The sequence below is a fragment of the Tolypothrix campylonemoides VB511288_2 genome (assembly GCF_045999855.1).
In the GTDB taxonomy this organism is placed as follows: domain Bacteria; phylum Cyanobacteriota; class Cyanobacteriia; order Cyanobacteriales; family Nostocaceae; genus Scytonema; species Scytonema bouteillei_A.
This window is the reverse complement of the sequence record NZ_JBFPMW010000014.1, coordinates 252,671-270,238: the sequence shown is the minus strand read 5'-3', so window position 1 is coordinate 270,238 and position 17,568 is coordinate 252,671. Positions and strand designations below refer to the sequence as shown.

Here is a 17,568-nt window from a genome sequence, read left to right as displayed (position 1 = left end):
TCTAGCACATAATAGTACTGTAGGGTTGGTAATGCTTACCCTAGAAGGATTTTGATGGGCATTACCGCTCTAGGTATATTTCAAAATCAGATAGAAGCCCTACACTTCATAACTTTAGACTTTAGTTAGCTTCTTCTACCACATCGCTGTCCTCTATCTCTCGCATTTCAGACGATCGTTTTGATTAGCTTAACCATGAGCAACAGCCAGCAATTACAACAAGAAAAGCCTTTGCTTGTTGACTTTAAACAGGAAAGAGCTACCGAACAAATCTTTTCTAACCCGCCTCTAATTGCCAGTTACCATTCAGGTTGGGATGGGATATATTTTGAGCATCATCAACAACCTAATAACGATACCTGCGAGCATTGTCTGACAATGCATACTATCAGTGTTGCTTTAGATAATATATCATCAGAAAGATGGCTCGATGGAAAGAGAAAAAGCGAAAAACAAACGCAAGGAACTATTGCCATTATTCCAGTTGATATAATTCACCGCTGTTTGTGGGAAGAAAACATTGAATTTATGTTTGTGTCAGTTGACCCCTTGCTTGTTAAAAGATTGGGGATGGAAATCTCTAGCTTGGAAAATATTGAATTAATTCCTCACTTTGCTACTCAGCAAGATCCACTTATTCTCGGTATACTATTTTCTCTGAAAGACGAGCTAGAGTCAAAAATAACTGGAGATAGTTTGTATGTGGAGCAATTAAAAACAATGCTAGTTATTCATCTTCTCAAAAAGTATTGTGTTAAAAATACTCAAATAGTTAAATATTCGGATGGATTGCCAAAATATAAGTTGCGTCAAGTTCTTGAGCACATTCACAGCCATTTGAATTCAGAGATCAAATTAGCTGAATTAGCAAGCTTAGCAGGTATCAGCCAGTATTACTTTTGTCAGCTGTTTAAAAATTCTTTGGGTATAACTCCTTACCAATATGTACTTCAGCAAAGAGTGGAACAAGCAAAGCAGTTGTTACGGAACGGACAAATAGCAATCTGTGATATTGCTCTCATGTGTGGTTTCGCCAATCAAAGCCACTTGACCAAACACTTTCGCAAAATAACAGGGATGACTCCTAAAGATTATCAGAAGCATTGAGAGGAGTTTTCACTAGGACAATAAATATCCAGACATACTAGAGATCTTTAGCCCAGAATGAGAGATGGTTGAGGATATCCTTGCCATCGTCCAAGTCTTCAGTTGTAGATTGTATGGATTGGGAAAATACAAAAAACAAATTACTGAAGACAGTGAGTTACCGGGTATATCCAAATAAAGAACTTGCGGGAAGTTGGAAGAAGTTGGTCGCATCTGTCCGCAAAGTTTATAACATTTTAATTGCTTATCTAAATCAACACCAAGGTTATGAAAAGATTGGGAATAAAGGTGGTCAGCAAGGTTTCAGGACTATGCTTAAAGCTTCTGGATTAATACCGCAATGGTGTTTGGGTTTGAACGTGTCCAAGATATTGGACAACGCATCAATGGAAGCATATAAAGCGTGGTCTGAAACGGCAAAGAATCCTAAAACAATAGGCAAAGGGAAAAATAAGAAACCACATCCACAAGCTGGGTTAAAGATAGCTAAGTTTCGTAGTGTTCGGGACCAAAAGATAACGATTCAATTTGACCCAACGGCTTACAAAAATGGACGTTGGATGGTGTCAACAACTAAACATCTTCCTAAACCTGAATTGAAAGGACAAAAGTTTTGTGTTCTTACTGACGGGGCTACAGAACTTACCGACAACAAAGGTAGATGGTTTGCTCACTTTCCTGTTAAGTATGATGTCTCTAATGTCCAAAAATGTCAGGGTTAAAAGTATCAGATTATTCACGACTTTTTACTAACAATCCCCGACCACTGCACTTTTTTCTGGTGTTCTCGCCGATATGAAAAGAAATACTCTGGAGTTTGGTAAGTGCAATAAGGTGCGATCGCTATTTGTTCCAAACTAATGCCTAACGTTTCCATCTGTAAAGTATTGACTCGCCGTACATCCAATCGCACTCGCCCTGGTTCTAAATCTGGAAGTACGGGAGATAGCGGTATCTCTTGCAGTGCATCTAGAATTGCTTTTTCGTCATTATATGGTATAATACTAGCTCCTACTTCTGCTGCCACTTGTTCGGAAACTTGGTAAACCTCTCCCGCGATCGCAGGTCCCATGGCAATTCGTAAATTTTCTAATTTACTACCTTGTGCTTGCAACCGACTAATGGCTTGGGGTACTATCTTGAGCGCAGTCCCACGCCAACCAGCATGAACCGCAGCAACCTGTCCTGTTTTCTCATCAGCAATCAGTACAGGCGTACAGTCCGCCGTAGCTACCCATACAGCTTGTGAAGGCTCGGTACTAATTAAACCGTCTCCCGATGCAAAAGTAGAATCGTCTTCACCGTCATTTATTATGGATTTTGCCAACCAATCTTCGATTTCTGGCGGCGAAAAAATAACGTTACCGTGTACCTGTTTTAAGCGGTAAACTGATGCTTCTGGATGCAATGCCTTTGTGATTTCAAAAGGAGAACTAGGTGAAAACTGCTTGGTAAAAAAGCCGTGATACCAAGGTTCTAATAAACTACAGGTTAGGTATGGTAGCCCTTCCCATGTGTGCCAGTTCCAAGCGTGCATTGTTAACTATACCTAGAAACAAATTAGAAATCACTCAATCCATACTAACGCAAACTCGGAACTGGGGATTGGGGATAACGGAGACAAGGGAGACCAATGATAAATGACAAAAATATATGAAACTAGATAAACATAAGCTAGAAATTGCTCTACAAGCAGGGCGAAAAGGCACAAACCTACCGTTTTCGCTACACCTTGTTGAAACAGTGTCTTCAACCAATCAAATCTTGTGGAATTTGCTGAATCAAGGGGCTAAACCGGGATGCACGGTCATTGCTACCCAACAGACAGCAGGTAGGGGTCAATGGGGTCGCCAGTGGATCTCTGATGATGGAGGATTGTATCTTTCAATTGCGCTCGCACCCAAGCTGAATGTTACAAATGGTTACCAACTTACTCTGGCTACGGCTTGGGGAATTGCCAAACAATTGCAACAGAGCGGTATTCCCACCCAAATCAAATGGCCTAACGATTTAGTTTTAAACAGTCGCAAACTAGGTGGTATTTTAACGGAAACGAAAGTACAGCAAGGACAAATCGAGCAAGCTGTCATTGGAGTTGGCATAAATTGGGCAAACCCAGTCCCGGAAACTGGAATTAATTTAAAAACTTGGCAGAGGTTGAATGATTCCCAATCAATTCCAACTCTTGAAATTCTCGCTGCTACTGTTCTCATTGGAATAGAATCTGGGATACATTGTTTGTTGGCAGAAGGAGCCAATATATTAATATCTCGCTATCTAGAGTTACTGACCAATATGGGCGATCGGGTACATCATAATGATATTGCAGGCACTATAGTAGGCGTGACACATGAGGGTGCTCTTCGGGTATGCATGGAAGAAAGTGAATTTGTAACAGTAAAATCACGAGAAATTTACTTCCAGCCCGGTACAATCAGTTTGGGTTATGACAATTTTAAGGGCTAATGGCTAATGGCTGATGGCTAATGGCTGATGGCTAATGGCTGATGACTAATGGCTAATGGTGAGTCCAGCCCTGATAGCGTATAGCCCTTACGGGCATAGCTTCGCAACGCGGAGCGTGCGCTTTGCGCTTAGCATCTCCGCTCCTGAGATAGGGCTAATGACTAATGGCACTATTAACAATTAGCTAATAGCTATTAGCATTTAGCAATTGACATAATTTTCCTTAAGCTCAACCACACAATTCCAAAGAACACATGACGCAGCGCAATAACTCTGCCCTTGACCGTTGGGATAAATCGGAACAACGACCCTTGTCGAAAAAACGTTTTGCGTCCACACTCCCCGCACAAAGTATTAGTTTGCTGGGTAGCCTGAGTTTGCTAAGCAGTGGCGGTTTGGTTTTTGCCCAAACTGAATCTGCAGTGGATAATCTTGTTCCCACTATTGAAACACCGCAAGCAGCACCAAATCCAGTCCGAAGAAGTAGATCTGGAGAAAATTCAAGTGCGCCCGCACCAGAAGCATCTCGAGAGCAACCGGAATTTTCTCAACGCAGAGCTAGACTCAGACAAAGATTATCTCGGTCAAAATCTTCTAACCCCGCAGTTGTTATCAGACAATCCAAACCTCAAAATGTTTCCGAACCTGTAGTCTCTGTAAGAAGGTCAAGACCTGAGGTCGAGATTTCTGTACCTTCAGAAACAGCCAGACAACTCAGAACAAGGTTAAAAACTCCACGGATTGCTCCTGCTATTACCAGAGAAGAAAAGCCTCAAGTAGAAACTTCCCGATCGCGGGTATCTGTTGCAGGAGACGCAAAATCCCAACCAGAGGTTTCCCGGCAAAGTTATTCTTCTGCGGCTAGAGTTCAATCTACTGATAAAGATTACAACAATACTTATATTGACCCTACCGATTACAGTGCTGGTGCTACAGAAAGATATGAAGCACCAGATTCTGTGGTGATAACCGAACGTTCTGCTGATAAAGCCTCTGTTGCCAATGCTTTACACGGGCGCACTGGGACACCAAGTTGGCTCAGTAGAAGTCAAAGAGCCACTTTAGCAACCGTACCTTCTCTTGAGCGGAGTACAACTAGGGCAAACCGCTCTTTTGTACGTAACGCTCCAAGAGTAACCTCTGGCGTGGTAAGCAACCACTTCTTACGTAATTCTTCTAGAATGGCTTCGGCTAGTGTGCCGCAAAGCACCGTTAGGCGCAATCGTTTTATCCCTAATGATTTCACTCCTAGCACGACGGTTAGTTCTACGCCTGTTACTCCAAATGGTGGTACCTTGCTTCCACCCGTGACTGCAGAAAATGTTTCCCCTCGGGAAAGCACTGTGGTTTATGACATTCCACTAGCAACAACGTTGCCACAAATTGCTTACAGTGGCGTGTATGCTGCAGGTCGGGTTCCCTATAACGGTTCGGGTTTGATGTTCCCTCTTTCTATCCCCGCCCCAATTACTTCTCTGTTTGGTTGGCGAACTCACCCAATTACAGGAGATCGTCGTTTTCATGCGGGTACAGACTTGGGTGCAGCGATGGGAACACCTGTTGTAGCAGCACAATCTGGCTTGGTGGAGATTGCTGACTACATGGGTGGTTATGGTTTAACAGTTGTACTCAATCACGACAACGCCCAACAAACTTTGTACGGTCACATGTCACAAATTCTTGTTCGACCCGGTCAACAGGTGGAACAGGGAACTGTGATTGGACGAGTTGGTAGTACTGGTAACTCTACGGGTCCTCACTTGCATTTTGAGGTGCGTCAGCTAACACCACAAGGATGGGTTGCGACTAACCCAGGTGCCCAATTAGAGTACGCCCTGGGTCTATTGGTTCAATCTTTACAAACGGCTCAAGCTACACAGCAACCAGGGAGCTAAAAATTATGAATTATGAATGCTGAATTATGAATGTTTGAATTTTCAATTCATAATTCATAATTCATAATTCATAATTACATATACCCGTGTTCTGCTAAGAAGGAGGGCGTAATGCCATCAAGTTTATTGTCGGTGGTTGGTTGCGCGTCTTGATTGCCAAGAGAAAGAAATTTTTCGACGTATTTACCTAAAATATCCCCTTCTAAATTTACCCAACTGCCTGGGTTTAAGTATCGGAGATTGGTTTCGGCATAAGTTACGGGAATGACGGCGACTGTGAATTGCGTTGTGTCTGGCTGATAATCGGCAACGGTGAGGCTAATGCCATTGACTGCTATACTACCTTTGGGAACGATATAGCGGGCGATCGCTTGTGGTGCTGTTAACGTCATTTCCCAAGAGGTGCCTGTTTGTTCGGCAGCTAACAATTGACCCATTCCGTCCACGTGTCCCATCACAAAATGACCGCCTACCTTACTTCCCACGCGTAATGACGCTTCTAAGTTAACGTACCTCTGTTGTGTTTGCTCTTGTCCTAAGGTAGTGCGGCGCAGGGTTTCTGGTGAAGCAGTAGCAATAAATCCATCTTTCAGAATTTCTTCTACCGTTAGGCAGATGCCGTCTACTGCAATACTGTCACCAAGCGCTAAATCTTGCATAATGGCATTAGATAACTGCTTGACAGAAGTAATCTGCCAAGAATGCCCCCCCTGAGGTTTTATTGTTCCTAACGACTGGATTAATCCTGTAAACACGGCTGTTTTGCTAAATTAACTCTATTTAAGCGAAGTTTTTGCATGAAATCATCTGGTAATTCTCACACAAATTGAGAACATATGTGTATAAATTCAAACAAAAAAATGTATCAAGTTATTAATACATTCATATTCATCACAAGGCATACTTGGGAAAGTAGATTATAGTCGATCTAGATCCAGTCGTCTTACTCTGGTATTCACACTCATTTAGGAGTTTAATAGAAGCAATTATAGAGAATAAACTGTTATGTTTAAATTTGTCCCATTATTGCCCAAAGAAAAGTACGATTTGTTACATACCTCTCTCACACGCAAAGGATTTTAGAGGCTTAGCCAATGATTGAGATGAAAGTCGCTGGCATAGCATTAGATGCCATAACCCGCAGCCCAATTGTACTTCTGAAGGATTCTTCAGATCGCCGCGCACTACCAATTTATATCGGTCAGGAGCAGGCAAGAGCAATTATGGGCGCACTGGAGAATCAAAAGCCTCCAAGACCCTTAACCCATGACCTAATTGTGAACATTTTAGAGACATGGAATATGACTTTAGATCGCGTTATTATTCATTCGTTGCAGAAAGACACATTCTATGCAGCTCTCATCATCAAACAAGGTGAGGTGAAAAAAGAAATTGACGCACGCCCAAGTGATGCGATCGCGATCGCTTTACGTACAAATACTCCGATTTGGGTTATGGAAGAAGTCATAGCTGATGCTTCCATCCCTGTAGATAGAGATGCTGATGAAGCCGAGCAACAAGCATTTCGAGAATTTGTCTCCAATCTTAGACCGGAGGATTTGATTAAACGTTTTGGTAGTAGCGAAACCTAGCGATTTGAGATTTTCGATTTTGGATTTTGGATTAGGTGTTAGCCTATTGAGCACAATTACTTACTAGTCCTGAGTATCCTATCTGAAATCTAAAATCCAAATGATTAACATGAAGTACCGACGCTTTGGAAAAACAAATCTGTGCTTGTCTGTCTTTTCTTTGGGGACAATGCGCTATCTGTCTGCGCCTGAAAATGCATGGCAAACTATCCAAAAAGCTATAACCTTGGGGATAAATCATTTAGAGACGGCTAGAGGTTACGGTAAGAGTGAGGAATATCTTGGTGGTGCAATCGCTCTTGGTTTGCCAGTTCCTCGTTCTCAGGTGTATATTACTACAAAAATACCACCTACACCAGATGCTGAGACAATGCGTCGGTATATTGATGAATCCCTCAAAAAGTTGAATCTCGACTATCTTGATTGCCTTGGAATTCACGGCTTGAACACTTGGGAACATCTCGACTGGATAAAAACCAAGGGGGGCTGCATGGAGGCAATACGGGAAGCCAAGGATGATGGTAGAGTACGGCATATTGGCTTTTCTACTCACGCACCCGTAGAAATTATTTTAAACACAATAGATACAGATTTTTTTGAATTTGTCAATCTGCATTACTACTATTTTTTCCAACGCAATGCTTTAGCCATTGAGAAGGCTTATAAAAAAGACATGGGGATATTTATTATTTCCCCTACAGATAAGGGAGGACGCCTGTATACGCCACCTCAACTGTTGAAAGATTTGTGTCATCCCTTTTCACCGATGGAGTTAAACTACAGATTTTTGCTAAGCGACACCCGAATTACCACCCTCACCGTGGGACCTTCAAACTCAAAGGAGTTAGAGGAACCGTTGCTCGTTAGCGATCGCGATGAACCGCTAACACTAGAAGAAATAGAGACTTTTCAACGCTTAGAAGAGTACCAAAAATCTGCTTTAGGAACAGATAGATGCAGCCAATGCTATAAATGTTTGCCTTGTCCTGAGAACATTAACATACCAGAAGTGCTTCGGTTACGCAATCTCGCCGTAGCATATGATATGAAAGATTTCGGGCAATACCGCTATCGAATGTTTGAAAATGCCGGTCATTGGTTTCCTGGGATGAAAGCTAGTCGCTGTACGGAATGTGGTGAGTGTTTGCCTAGGTGTCCGGAAAATTTAGATATTCCTGCTTTGTTAAAAGATACTCATAGTAAATTAAATGGAGCTTCCGGTCGGCGATTGTGGGAGTAGAAATTTTACCGAAGCATAACCCTAATTTTCTGCACGGGTATGACCTACTCCTGGAAAAGGCAAATGTGCAGTTCTGCAATAGTTCAAATCGAGCAAGAATTTCCCATTTCTATCTCACTTATGCATAAGTCGATCTTGCTTGCACCTAATTAAAGAAAGAAGGGCAGTTGATAAGTCCGACCACATAATCAGATTTTGTCAATGCATAAGTCCTATGTACTTTGCACGGGGAGTATTCCAAAATTGGAAAAAACTTTTCCTAAAACAACGTAGGCTGGAGGGGCGATCGCAAAAGTATTATGGTTCCATCAGTCCAAAGCCGTGAAGCGAAGAACTTACCACACACAAAATTGTTGAACCTGTAACTTAAAAGGGGAAAAGTCATGGCTGCAGTCACATTGTTTGAGGATGTCAATTTTGGTGGCGCTTCAATATCTATTGAAAGTGATACACCTCGACTGTCACAGATAGACGATGGCTGGCATAACAGAGTTTCGTCAATTCAAGTCCATAGTGGTATATGGGAATTTTGTACGGATCGAGATTTTGGTGGTTTAGGCATTTTATTGCAAGCCGGAAATTATTCTGATGTTAAAAAGCTAAATCTTGTCTTAAATGATACTGTCTCTTCTGCAAGAGTTATGGTTGGATAACTTTACTGACTTAATATTTATGTTAAATTTTAAAAAAATTTTTAAATTTATGGTACATGGCGGCGTGGTGAAGTGCAGAAATACCCTACCTGCGCTATTGCGTACCCTCATACCACTTACTTCAAAGAGGGGAACCACCGGGACACACTGCTCTTTGCAACGCGCTGCTCTCCGTAACACAGTCGCTCCCCTTGGTAAGGTAAGGGTTAGTTCGGGGTGTACCTCATTCAGACGCAAAGCATATCAAACGATCGCTGGCTGTATTGTAATTGTAATTATTATATTTCTTGAGGCTTGCAGTGTAACTCAAGTCAATAAACCTACCCCCCCGTCAAATGAACCAGTCGCTACACAGAGTCAATTTTCTCAACAATCGAGCAGTAAGATTGACAATTTAGATTGGCTGTTTGTTATCGACGCTTTTCAGGGAGGAACAGCAGAAATAGAACTTGGGAAACAGGCTTTACAGAAGTCTACAAATCCCAAAGTAAAAGAGTTCGCGCAACAGATGATTGAAGAGCATACAAAGACGCATGAGAAACTCTTGCAATTATTAAATAGCAGGGCAATTGCACCTCCCACAACACTGGGTTTCAAGTATGAAACAATCGCCGCCCATTTACAGCAGCTTTCTGGGACTAGTTTCGACGAACCATACATCAACGAGATGGGAGTAAACCGTCACCTTGATGCTATAGCTACATTCCAGCGAGAAAGAACAGTTGGAAAAGACCCCGATTTCAAAGCTTTTGCTAGTAAGGGTCTGCAAACAGCACGCAATCATTTTCAGATGGCTGTGACGGTAACAGGTTATGGTTTACTGGGTGACAATAAATAAAGGATGAGGTTTGAAATTTGTCAAACTTCATCCTTAAAAACTGGTAAATCTTCTAATTGTAATGGTGAAGACAGATTTTTCTTAACTAGCGGAACATACTACTGACAGAACTATCTTCATGAATGCGCCAGATAGTTTCTCCCAGCAGGTTAGCTACTGACAGCATGACTAACTGAGGAAATCGATTGCTCTCTGGTACGGGAATGGTGTTCGTGATAATCACTTCCTCAAACAAACCACTTGACAAGCGCTCAACTGCAGGTGGAGAGAAGACGGCGTGAGTTGCACATGCATAAACTTGACGAGCTCCTTCCTGACGCAGGAGTTTTGCTCCTTCAGAGATAGTCCCACCAGTATCAATCATGTCATCCACTAAAACTGCTGTTTTACCTTTAACGTCGCCGATCACGTTTAAAACTTCGGCTACGTTATGAGCCTGACGGCGTTTGTCTATAATTGCCAATGGAGCATCATTTAGCTTTTTAGCGAATGCCCTGGCTCGTGCTACACCACCAACGTCTGGGGAAACAACAACAAGGTCTGGCAGTTGCTTGCTTGCTAAATAATCCAGCAGTACTGGTGAACCGTAAACGTGATCCAGTGGAATATCGAAGTAGCCTTGAATCTGAGCGGAGTGCAAATCCATTGCTAAAATTCGGTTAGCACCTGCCTCTGTTATGAGATTGGCAACTAGCTTGGCAGTAATTGACTCTCTTCCTGCAGTTTTCCTGTCAGCACGGGCATAGCCATAGTAGGGAATAACCGCAGTCACTTGTCTGGCGGATGCGCGACGACAAGCATCGATCATAATTAACAGTTCCATCAAATTGTCATTGACGGGATGACAACTGGGCTGGATGAGATAAACATCACAGCCTCGAATGGATTCTTGAATTTGGATATAAATTTCTCCATCCGCAAATCGTTTGCGAATCATTGGTCCCAAATCCATTCCCAGGTAACGGGCAACTTCTTGAGACAGTGCTACATTGGCAGAGCCAGAGAACAGCCGCAAGCGATTATTTTCAGTCACGCCTGTAGCAGTCGGCTGTACTTTTAAGGCAGTAGAACTCAGCACAGCAGATCCTCGATGTGCATTCATGGCAATCCTATCATCAGAGATTTGAAAAATTTAACCGCAAATAGCCGGAAAAAATCATATGCGTGCTTTTTGGAAGCTTTCATAAAAATTTTCAACATACCTCAGTAAAACTACATATCTCTATTTCTCCAGCTTTTTTATAGACAAACAATTGATAGCTTAACTGACATCAAGCATGTAAACCATACCTAGAGTTTAGTTTTGTATATTGACTAGCAAGACCCAAAACACGAAAGCCCAATACACACACAATTCTTGCCTCTAACATCCTTATTTTTGGTTGTAACCCAATGTTTACAGTTCAACTTTTTACTCAATTCTACATTAACAAGCAAAAATACTTAACATTAGTCATTTGTGGTCTGACTAGATATACAATGATACTACCTTTAGCCATTATTAGTGAAACTGTTAAAAAAAAGTGCCTGGGGCAGAGGGCAAAAGGAAAACGGACTCATCTTGCTTGTCAAGAATAGATACAATCTATACAGCTTTGTAAAACGATAGCACTAACTCATTCAATCCTTTGCTTTTTCACGCTGATGTACACAGAGCAGGTGTGAAAATAGAGTTTAGCGAGTCTGTTTTACTGGCTGCTCCTCCTTGGATTGCTATTACACACAATTTAGACGATGCAACCACCGATTACATCTGGCACTATCCTGCAAAACCGTTACCGGATAATAAAAACTCTAGGTCAAGGGGGATTCGGTAGAACTTATCTAGCAGAAGACCAAAGACGTTTTAACGAACTTTGTGCAATTAAGGAATTGATTCCGGTCGTAACGGGGGGATATGCATGGGAGAAAGCCAAAGAACTGTTTCAGCGAGAAGCAGCAATCTTGTATCAAATTCAGCACCCTCAAGTACCACAATTTCGGGAGAGATTTGAACAAGACCAGCGCCTGTTCTTAGTGCAAGACTATGTTGCAGGAAAAACGTATAGCACTTTGCTTGATGAACGCAAAAAAACTGGTAAAGTCTTTACAGAGCAAGAAGCGTTGCAACTTATACAATCTTTACTGCCTGTTTTAGATCACATTCACAGACAGGGCATTATTCACAGGGATATTGCTCCAGATAATATTATTTTAAGGGATAGCGATCGCTTACCTGTTTTAATTGATTTTGGAGTCGTCAAAGAACTAGCCACTCGATTAAATTCTCCAGATAACACAATAAGAGCAACGAGCGTAGGTAAATTTGGTTACGCCCCTAGCGAACAAATGCAAACGGGTAGAGCGTACCCTAGCAGCGATCTCTATGCGCTCGCCGTGACAGCACTTGTTTTGCTGACAGGAAAAGAACCTCAAGAACTTTTTGATGATAACCAACTCAGTTGGACTTGGGAACGCTGGGTGAAGGTGAATCCTCAGTTGGCGCAAGTGCTGAATCGGATGTTGAGCCGAAAACCCAGCGATCGCTATCAAAGTGCTGCGGATGTGATGCAAGCGTTGCGAGTTGTTGGCAATCCAAGTCCTCCTACGCCAGACCTATCTAATGTTCAAACAGTAGCCGTTGTCCAACGTCCCGCTCCATCTTCCCCAGCACCAGACAAACCCGATCCCGTTATTCCGCCACCACCTGCTCACAATTCACTTCTAGATAATCCTGTAGCAATAGCAGGAATGACTATTATCGTTATTGTTTTGGCAGGATTTGGTTCTTGGGCATTTGTGCGGTCTCTCCGCGATCGACCCGAACCATCACCAGAGCAAACCACAGCCCCACAAACTTTTCCCTCACCAGTCATTCCTGGGGGAACACCAACACCAACACCAACACCAACACCAACACCAACAACAATACCAACACTAACACCAACACTAACACCAACACCAATCCAAACCGAAGCACCCGGTGTTTACAGGAGACAGTTAAGTTTTGATGCATCCAATACCGCAAACGTGGAGGGGATTCTTGCAGCCCAGGAAACAGCCTTTTATGCTTTTCGGGCTAAAGAAGGTCAACAGTTGAGTGTAACCCTTGCGAAAGAAGGTGGTGTGTTACTGACAATCTTAGGTCCCAATCGCCAACCAATTGATAATTCTGCTAAGGATGTCTCATTTTATCAAGGAAAAGTACCTATTAGTGGTAGATATACTATACGTGTTATCCCTGTTCCAGGGCTTGACCAAAGTGATTACAATTTAAATGTAACATTAGAAAGTTCCGTACAACCAACCCCAACTCCTTTGCCTGTAGATCCATCATCCACTCCAGCACCATTACCCACAGAAAACCCACCCAATCCCGTACCTACAGAAAACCCACCCAATCCCGTACCTACAGAAAATCCACCCACTCCCATACCCCCGGAAATTACACCCAATCCCGTACCTACAGAAAATCCGCCCACTTTACCCGAGCGGTGATAGAGATTAAGGATGAAGGATAGCAAAATAAGTCAAAATCGGTTAAGTCGGTGGGCGAGATAAATTAATTTATAAGTGGCTTCATCCTTCATACTCAATCCTTATAGTAGACCAATGACTAATCAGCCGTTAAAAGCACTACTGATTGCAGGAACTGACACAAACGCCGGTAAAACTATTGTGACAACAGCTTTAGCAGCTTACTGGCAAAAATATTGCTCGCACCGCAGTTTGGGAATTATGAAACTGATGCAGTCGGGAGAGGGAGATCGCGAGTGGTATGAAAAAATATTTTCTTTGGAGCAATCTCTTGAAGTGATTACACCTTTGTACTTTAAAGCACCTCTTGCTCCTCCCATTGCTGCAGTTAAAGAAAATCGAACAGTAGATTTAGCAACTGTATGGCAAGCTTTTACAGCTTTGCAACAGCGTCGTGAGTTCCTTTTGGTTGAGGGTGTTGGAGGATTGGGTACACCCGTTACTGATGAACTGACGGTAGCGGATATAGCAGGTGACTGGCGACTACCTACAGTATTGGTAGTACCAGTGAGATTGGGTGCGATCGCGCAAGCTGTTGCAAACGTGGCATTGGCAAAACTTTCACACATCAATCTTAAAGGAATTATTCTCAACTGCATTCAACCCCAAACAGAAACAGAAATTACTGACCTAACGCCTGTAGAATTGATTCAAGCGCTGACAAACATACCTGTTTTAGGTTGTTTGCCATATGTAGAGAACTTAGCGGATCTGGACAAGCTTGCACAGCTAGCATCAGATTTAGATTTAGAAAGAATGATGAATTATGAAGTATGAAGTATGAATGGAAGGTTTCAGCATTCATCATTCATTTCAACTCAGAAAATGTAAACAATGATTTCTACACTCCCAAACTCCACCTCTGTTGATTTATCCCGCGTTCGCTTGTCAATTCGTTCCCTGCAACCCCAACTGGTTGAGTGGCGGCGGTATTTACACCAAAAACCAGAACTAGGTTTTCAAGAAAAACTGACGAATGAGTTTATCTCCCAAAAGTTGCAGGAATGGGGTATCGAGCATCAAACTGGTATTGCTCAAACTGGCATTGTTGCGATTATAGAGGGACAAGGAACTGAGGATAAGGGACTGGTTGTTGGGAACGAATCTTCCCAATCCTCAAGCCCTAAAGTTCTGGCTATTCGAGCGGATATGGATGCCTTACCCATTCAAGAACTGAATGAAGTGCCGTACCGTTCCCAGCACGATGGAGTTATGCATGCCTGCGGACATGATGGACATACAACCATTGCCTTGGGTACAGCTTATTATCTCCACAAAAACCGAGACTCTTTTGCTGGTACTGTCAAAATGATATTCCAGCCTGCAGAAGAATCACCCGGAGGTGCAAAGCCGATGATAGACGCAGGGGTTTTGAAAAACCCCGATGTGGATGCGATTATCGGTCTACACTTATGGAATAACTTGCCTTTGGGAACTGTAGGTGTCCGGGCTGGTGCGTTGATGGCAGCAACAGAAATTTTTCAATGTACCATTTTGGGTAAGGGCGGACATGGTGCTATGCCCCATCAAACTGTGGATTCAGTTGTCGTTGCTGCCCAGATTGTCAATGCCTTACAAACTATAGTGGCTCGCAATGTCAATCCTATTGATTCTGCAGTGGTGACTGTGGGTGAGCTTCATGCCGGTACCAGGTGGAATGTGATAGCTGATACGGCAAAAATGAGCGGTACTGTTAGGTATTTTAATCCTGCATTTGAGGGTTTCTTTAAACAACGTATCGAGCAGATTATTGCAGGTATTTGTCAAAGTCATGGGGCAAGTTATGATTTGGAATACTACTCGCACTATCCCCCAACTATTAATGATGCTGGGATGGCAGAATTTGTGCGATCGGTTGCGGAACAAGTCATAGAAACTCCTGCAGGTATCGTTCCAGAATGCCAAACCATGGGCGGAGAAGATATGTCTTTCTTCTTGAGGGAGGTTCCTGGGTGCTATTTCTTCTTGGGTTCTGCAAATCCTGATAAGGGTTTGGCATATCCCCATCACCATCCTCGGTTTGATTTTGATGAAACTGCATTAGCAATGGGAGTGGAAATTTTTGTCCGTTGTGTGGAAAAATTCTTTAGTTCGCCATAAGCAATGGTAAATTGACAGCGTCCATTTGTGTGGCAGCGGACGAGGACGTCTACCCCACAAAATATAGTTGATTACTCCCGAACCCCAGCTATATTACCTAAATATATAGGGTGGGCACTGCCCACCCTACTGGAAATGCATTACCAGTCAAAACTTTTGGGACAGACCACTAGCTTCGTCTACCTCGCATCACTGGTAAATCAATGTAGGAAGCACTGACAGCATTTCGTTGTAAGCTGATTTCTGGGGTCCCAACTGCGGGATAGCGGGCGAATAAGTCTTTATCGTGTCCGGCGATCGCCACCCGAATTTGATGTCCTTGTTTGAATAGCACCGAGGTTGGTAAGAGATGAAACTGAAGTTCAGTTAACTGTCCTGCTTCAAAAGGCAAGCTATCTTGACGTTTGAAAGAATGGTAAGGACCAAAGACGGCATAGGGAGGATGTTCTGTGGACACCTTGCGGTGGATGGGTCGCAATTGCCCTTCTGTAATATACGTAACATTGCCGTTTTCGTCTACGTCTTCCAGGTAAACGAAGAAAGCTCCATCGCTAGCAGTAGAAGTCGCGTAAAGGGTTACGACTGGATGACCGGTGATTTCCACATCATTTTTGAGTGGTTCGCTGGTGTAAGTCAGCAGTTTTTTGTCTTCTTCTGTACGGTTGGGAAAAACCATTTTCTCAAAACTCTGGTTCCAGCGGCTATCCGGACCAGTGGTTGCTTCAAAGCTGACGGTATACTTATCTTCGCCACTCTTACTTGCTGGCGGTTTGTTGGTTAAACCGTTGTTTTCTGCAAAGAACAAGCGTTGGCGAGTGACACCTCTGGGAGGCCAAACGGTCGTAGTTTTCCATTTTTCCTCGCCCATTGTGTAGTACTTAATTTCTCGTTTCAACTTCGGTTTATTGTTATCGTCCTTAAGATAGGCGTCGAAGAAGTTAACCATATCCGCAAGTTGTTCTTCACGTGATGGGTTGACAGGCGTATCGGAGGGGACGAAAGGATTGGCGTTACCATAGGCTCCGTGAGTCCAGGGACCAAGAATTGCTTTTTGGGGATTTTTGTACGCCATGAAATGGTTTAACACACCTTCTGCTGTTCCCCCATCGAACCAACTGGCCCCATGATAAATTGCTACGTCAGAGCGTTCAATGTCTTCCTTAAATTTGTAGATGCTGAAGTCTTCTACAGTTCCGTCTAATCCGTCAATTTTGTCATCACGATAGGTGATTTTTTGAAATGCTTGGAAAAAGTCAATACTATTAGCTCGTTCTTGCAGTGCAGATCTGAGCAATTGTTTGTCTTTGTCTTCGTCTACAGGTTTTGGTCCCTTGAAGCCTAGCTTGAAAAATTCTTGGCAAGTTGGTTCTTGCTCGTTTTCTGGCAAACTGCAAACACCGATTCTAGGTTTGCCTGCATCAGCGACTTCCTTTGCTTTTTTTTCCACCAAAACGCCTCCAGGAAAGTATTGCTGGGCATAGAAATCGAAGTCCATCGACCGGGGAGCGATCGCTTTCACAGCTGGGTTGTTAGTGACCGTCAAAAATTCAGCAGTGCTACCCTCAGCTGAGGTACCAAAAGCACCAACTTTTTGATTTGACCAAGGTTGTGCTACTATCCAGTTAACAACTGCGTTGTAATCTTGAATTTCATTCTTCGATGTGGATGGATTGGGGACAAACTTACCAAAGGAGGCACCCGTCCCCCGGACATCAACTAGCACGACTGCGTAACCAGCATTGTTGAAGTAGTCTGTATATCCTGGGTTAAGATAATACGGGTCTATTTCAGTGGCGTTTGGGTCGTTTTGTTTACTTTTATCCACTAATTCCATCGCACGGTAGTAAGGCGTGCTTCGTATGAGGGTGGGAATTGTGGAGCCGACAGATAAATCTTGTGGCAGCCATACATCAAGCGCGATTTTTGTTCCGTCAGAGGCGGTGACATACAGTGCCTGGTTCCTGGGGTAACTGGTTGGGTTTTGTGCTAAAGTCTGCTGGTAAGTGTAAGTACTGAAAGAAAATGCAATTGTCAGTACTAAAGCCAGGGTAAAGATGGCAGCAAAAGACCAGCGTTTGCGCCATGGAGAGCGATCGTTCATGGTGAAAAATTCCTAACATGCAATATTGCATTAGTTACAACAAGGTGTTGCTGTATAAAA

General features: G+C 43.0%; 14 protein-coding genes and 1 pseudogene. 11 read left to right on the top strand and 4 right to left on the bottom strand.

Going from position 1 to position 17,568, the window contains the following annotated elements; all coding sequences use genetic code 11:
* Window positions 1–195 precede the first annotated feature (195 nt).
* Complete coding sequence (locus tag AB0756_RS32765) at window positions 196–1,107, top strand: helix-turn-helix transcriptional regulator (RefSeq protein WP_038083894.1); 912 nt, start codon at window positions 196–198, stop codon at window positions 1,105–1,107.
* A gap of 61 nt (window positions 1,108–1,168) precedes the next feature.
* Window positions 1,169–1,285: pseudogene (locus tag AB0756_RS32760) on the top strand (IS607 family transposase); the annotation flags it as partial.
* Between the two features lie 558 nt (window positions 1,286–1,843).
* Here AB0756_RS32760 and pgeF read toward each other — a convergent pair.
* On the bottom strand, window positions 1,844–2,644 hold the full coding sequence (gene pgeF, locus AB0756_RS32755) for a peptidoglycan editing factor PgeF (protein ID WP_038083897.1): 801 nt from the start codon (window positions 2,642–2,644) through the stop codon (window positions 1,844–1,846).
* Window positions 2,645–2,760: 116 nt separating this feature from the next.
* On the opposite strand from pgeF, the gene AB0756_RS32750 reads away from it, so the two are divergent.
* On the top strand, window positions 2,761–3,573 hold the full coding sequence (locus AB0756_RS32750; protein ID WP_038083899.1) for a biotin--[acetyl-CoA-carboxylase] ligase: 813 nt from the start codon (window positions 2,761–2,763) through the stop codon (window positions 3,571–3,573).
* A 254-nt stretch (window positions 3,574–3,827) separates the two neighbouring features.
* Window positions 3,828–5,468 carry a M23 family metallopeptidase gene (locus AB0756_RS32745; RefSeq protein ID WP_038083901.1) on the top strand — a complete coding sequence of 547 codons (1,641 nt, stop codon included), beginning with the start codon at window positions 3,828–3,830 and terminating at the stop codon, window positions 5,466–5,468.
* Window positions 5,469–5,542: 74 nt separating this feature from the next.
* On the opposite strand, the gene AB0756_RS32740 is transcribed toward AB0756_RS32745, so the two are convergent.
* Complete coding sequence (locus AB0756_RS32740; RefSeq protein ID WP_038083904.1) at window positions 5,543–6,223, bottom strand: riboflavin synthase; 681 nt, start codon at window positions 6,221–6,223, stop codon at window positions 5,543–5,545.
* Window positions 6,224–6,562: 339 nt separating this feature from the next.
* Here AB0756_RS32740 and AB0756_RS32735 point away from each other — a divergent pair, with 339 nt between their 5' ends.
* The 4 genes from AB0756_RS32735 (at window position 6,563) to AB0756_RS32720 (ending at window position 9,791) form a co-directional block, all read left to right on the top strand.
* Complete coding sequence (locus tag AB0756_RS32735; RefSeq protein ID WP_038083907.1) at window positions 6,563–7,060, top strand: bifunctional nuclease family protein; 498 nt, start codon at window positions 6,563–6,565, stop codon at window positions 7,058–7,060.
* Between the two features lie 109 nt (window positions 7,061–7,169).
* On the top strand, window positions 7,170–8,300 hold the full coding sequence (locus AB0756_RS32730) for an aldo/keto reductase (protein ID WP_038083985.1): 1,131 nt from the start codon (window positions 7,170–7,172) through the stop codon (window positions 8,298–8,300).
* 383 nt (window positions 8,301–8,683) lie between these two features.
* The gene (locus tag AB0756_RS32725) at window positions 8,684–8,953 is read left to right on the top strand and encodes a beta/gamma crystallin-related protein (RefSeq protein ID WP_050045897.1); all 270 of its coding nucleotides are present in this window, start codon (window positions 8,684–8,686) and stop codon (window positions 8,951–8,953) included.
* Between the two features lie 19 nt (window positions 8,954–8,972).
* Window positions 8,973–9,791, top strand: a complete 819-nt coding sequence (locus tag AB0756_RS32720) for a DUF4142 domain-containing protein (protein WP_050045896.1) — start codon at window positions 8,973–8,975, stop codon at window positions 9,789–9,791.
* An 85-nt stretch (window positions 9,792–9,876) separates the two neighbouring features.
* Here the strand turns inward: AB0756_RS32720 and AB0756_RS32715 are convergent, their stop codons facing one another.
* Window positions 9,877–10,893 carry a ribose-phosphate pyrophosphokinase gene (locus tag AB0756_RS32715; RefSeq protein ID WP_038083909.1) on the bottom strand — a complete coding sequence of 339 codons (1,017 nt, stop codon included), beginning with the start codon at window positions 10,891–10,893 and terminating at the stop codon, window positions 9,877–9,879.
* Window positions 10,894–11,525: 632 nt separating this feature from the next.
* On the opposite strand from AB0756_RS32715, the gene AB0756_RS32710 reads away from it, so the two are divergent.
* From AB0756_RS32710 to AB0756_RS32700, 3 genes are all read left to right on the top strand, one after another.
* On the top strand, window positions 11,526–13,268 hold the full coding sequence (locus tag AB0756_RS32710; protein WP_038083913.1) for a serine/threonine-protein kinase: 1,743 nt from the start codon (window positions 11,526–11,528) through the stop codon (window positions 13,266–13,268).
* Window positions 13,269–13,382: 114 nt separating this feature from the next.
* On the top strand, window positions 13,383–14,084 hold the full coding sequence (gene bioD / locus AB0756_RS32705) for a dethiobiotin synthase (RefSeq protein ID WP_038083916.1): 702 nt from the start codon (window positions 13,383–13,385) through the stop codon (window positions 14,082–14,084).
* Between the two features lie 57 nt (window positions 14,085–14,141).
* A complete protein-coding gene (locus tag AB0756_RS32700) occupies window positions 14,142–15,407 on the top strand; it encodes a M20 family metallopeptidase (protein WP_038083919.1) in 1,266 nt (421 codons plus the stop codon).
* A gap of 169 nt (window positions 15,408–15,576) precedes the next feature.
* Here AB0756_RS32700 and AB0756_RS32695 read toward each other — a convergent pair whose 3' ends face one another.
* Window positions 15,577–17,508 carry a CocE/NonD family hydrolase gene (locus AB0756_RS32695; RefSeq protein ID WP_038083921.1) on the bottom strand — a complete coding sequence of 644 codons (1,932 nt, stop codon included), beginning with the start codon at window positions 17,506–17,508 and terminating at the stop codon, window positions 15,577–15,579.
* Between the last annotated feature and the right edge of the window lie 60 nt (window positions 17,509–17,568).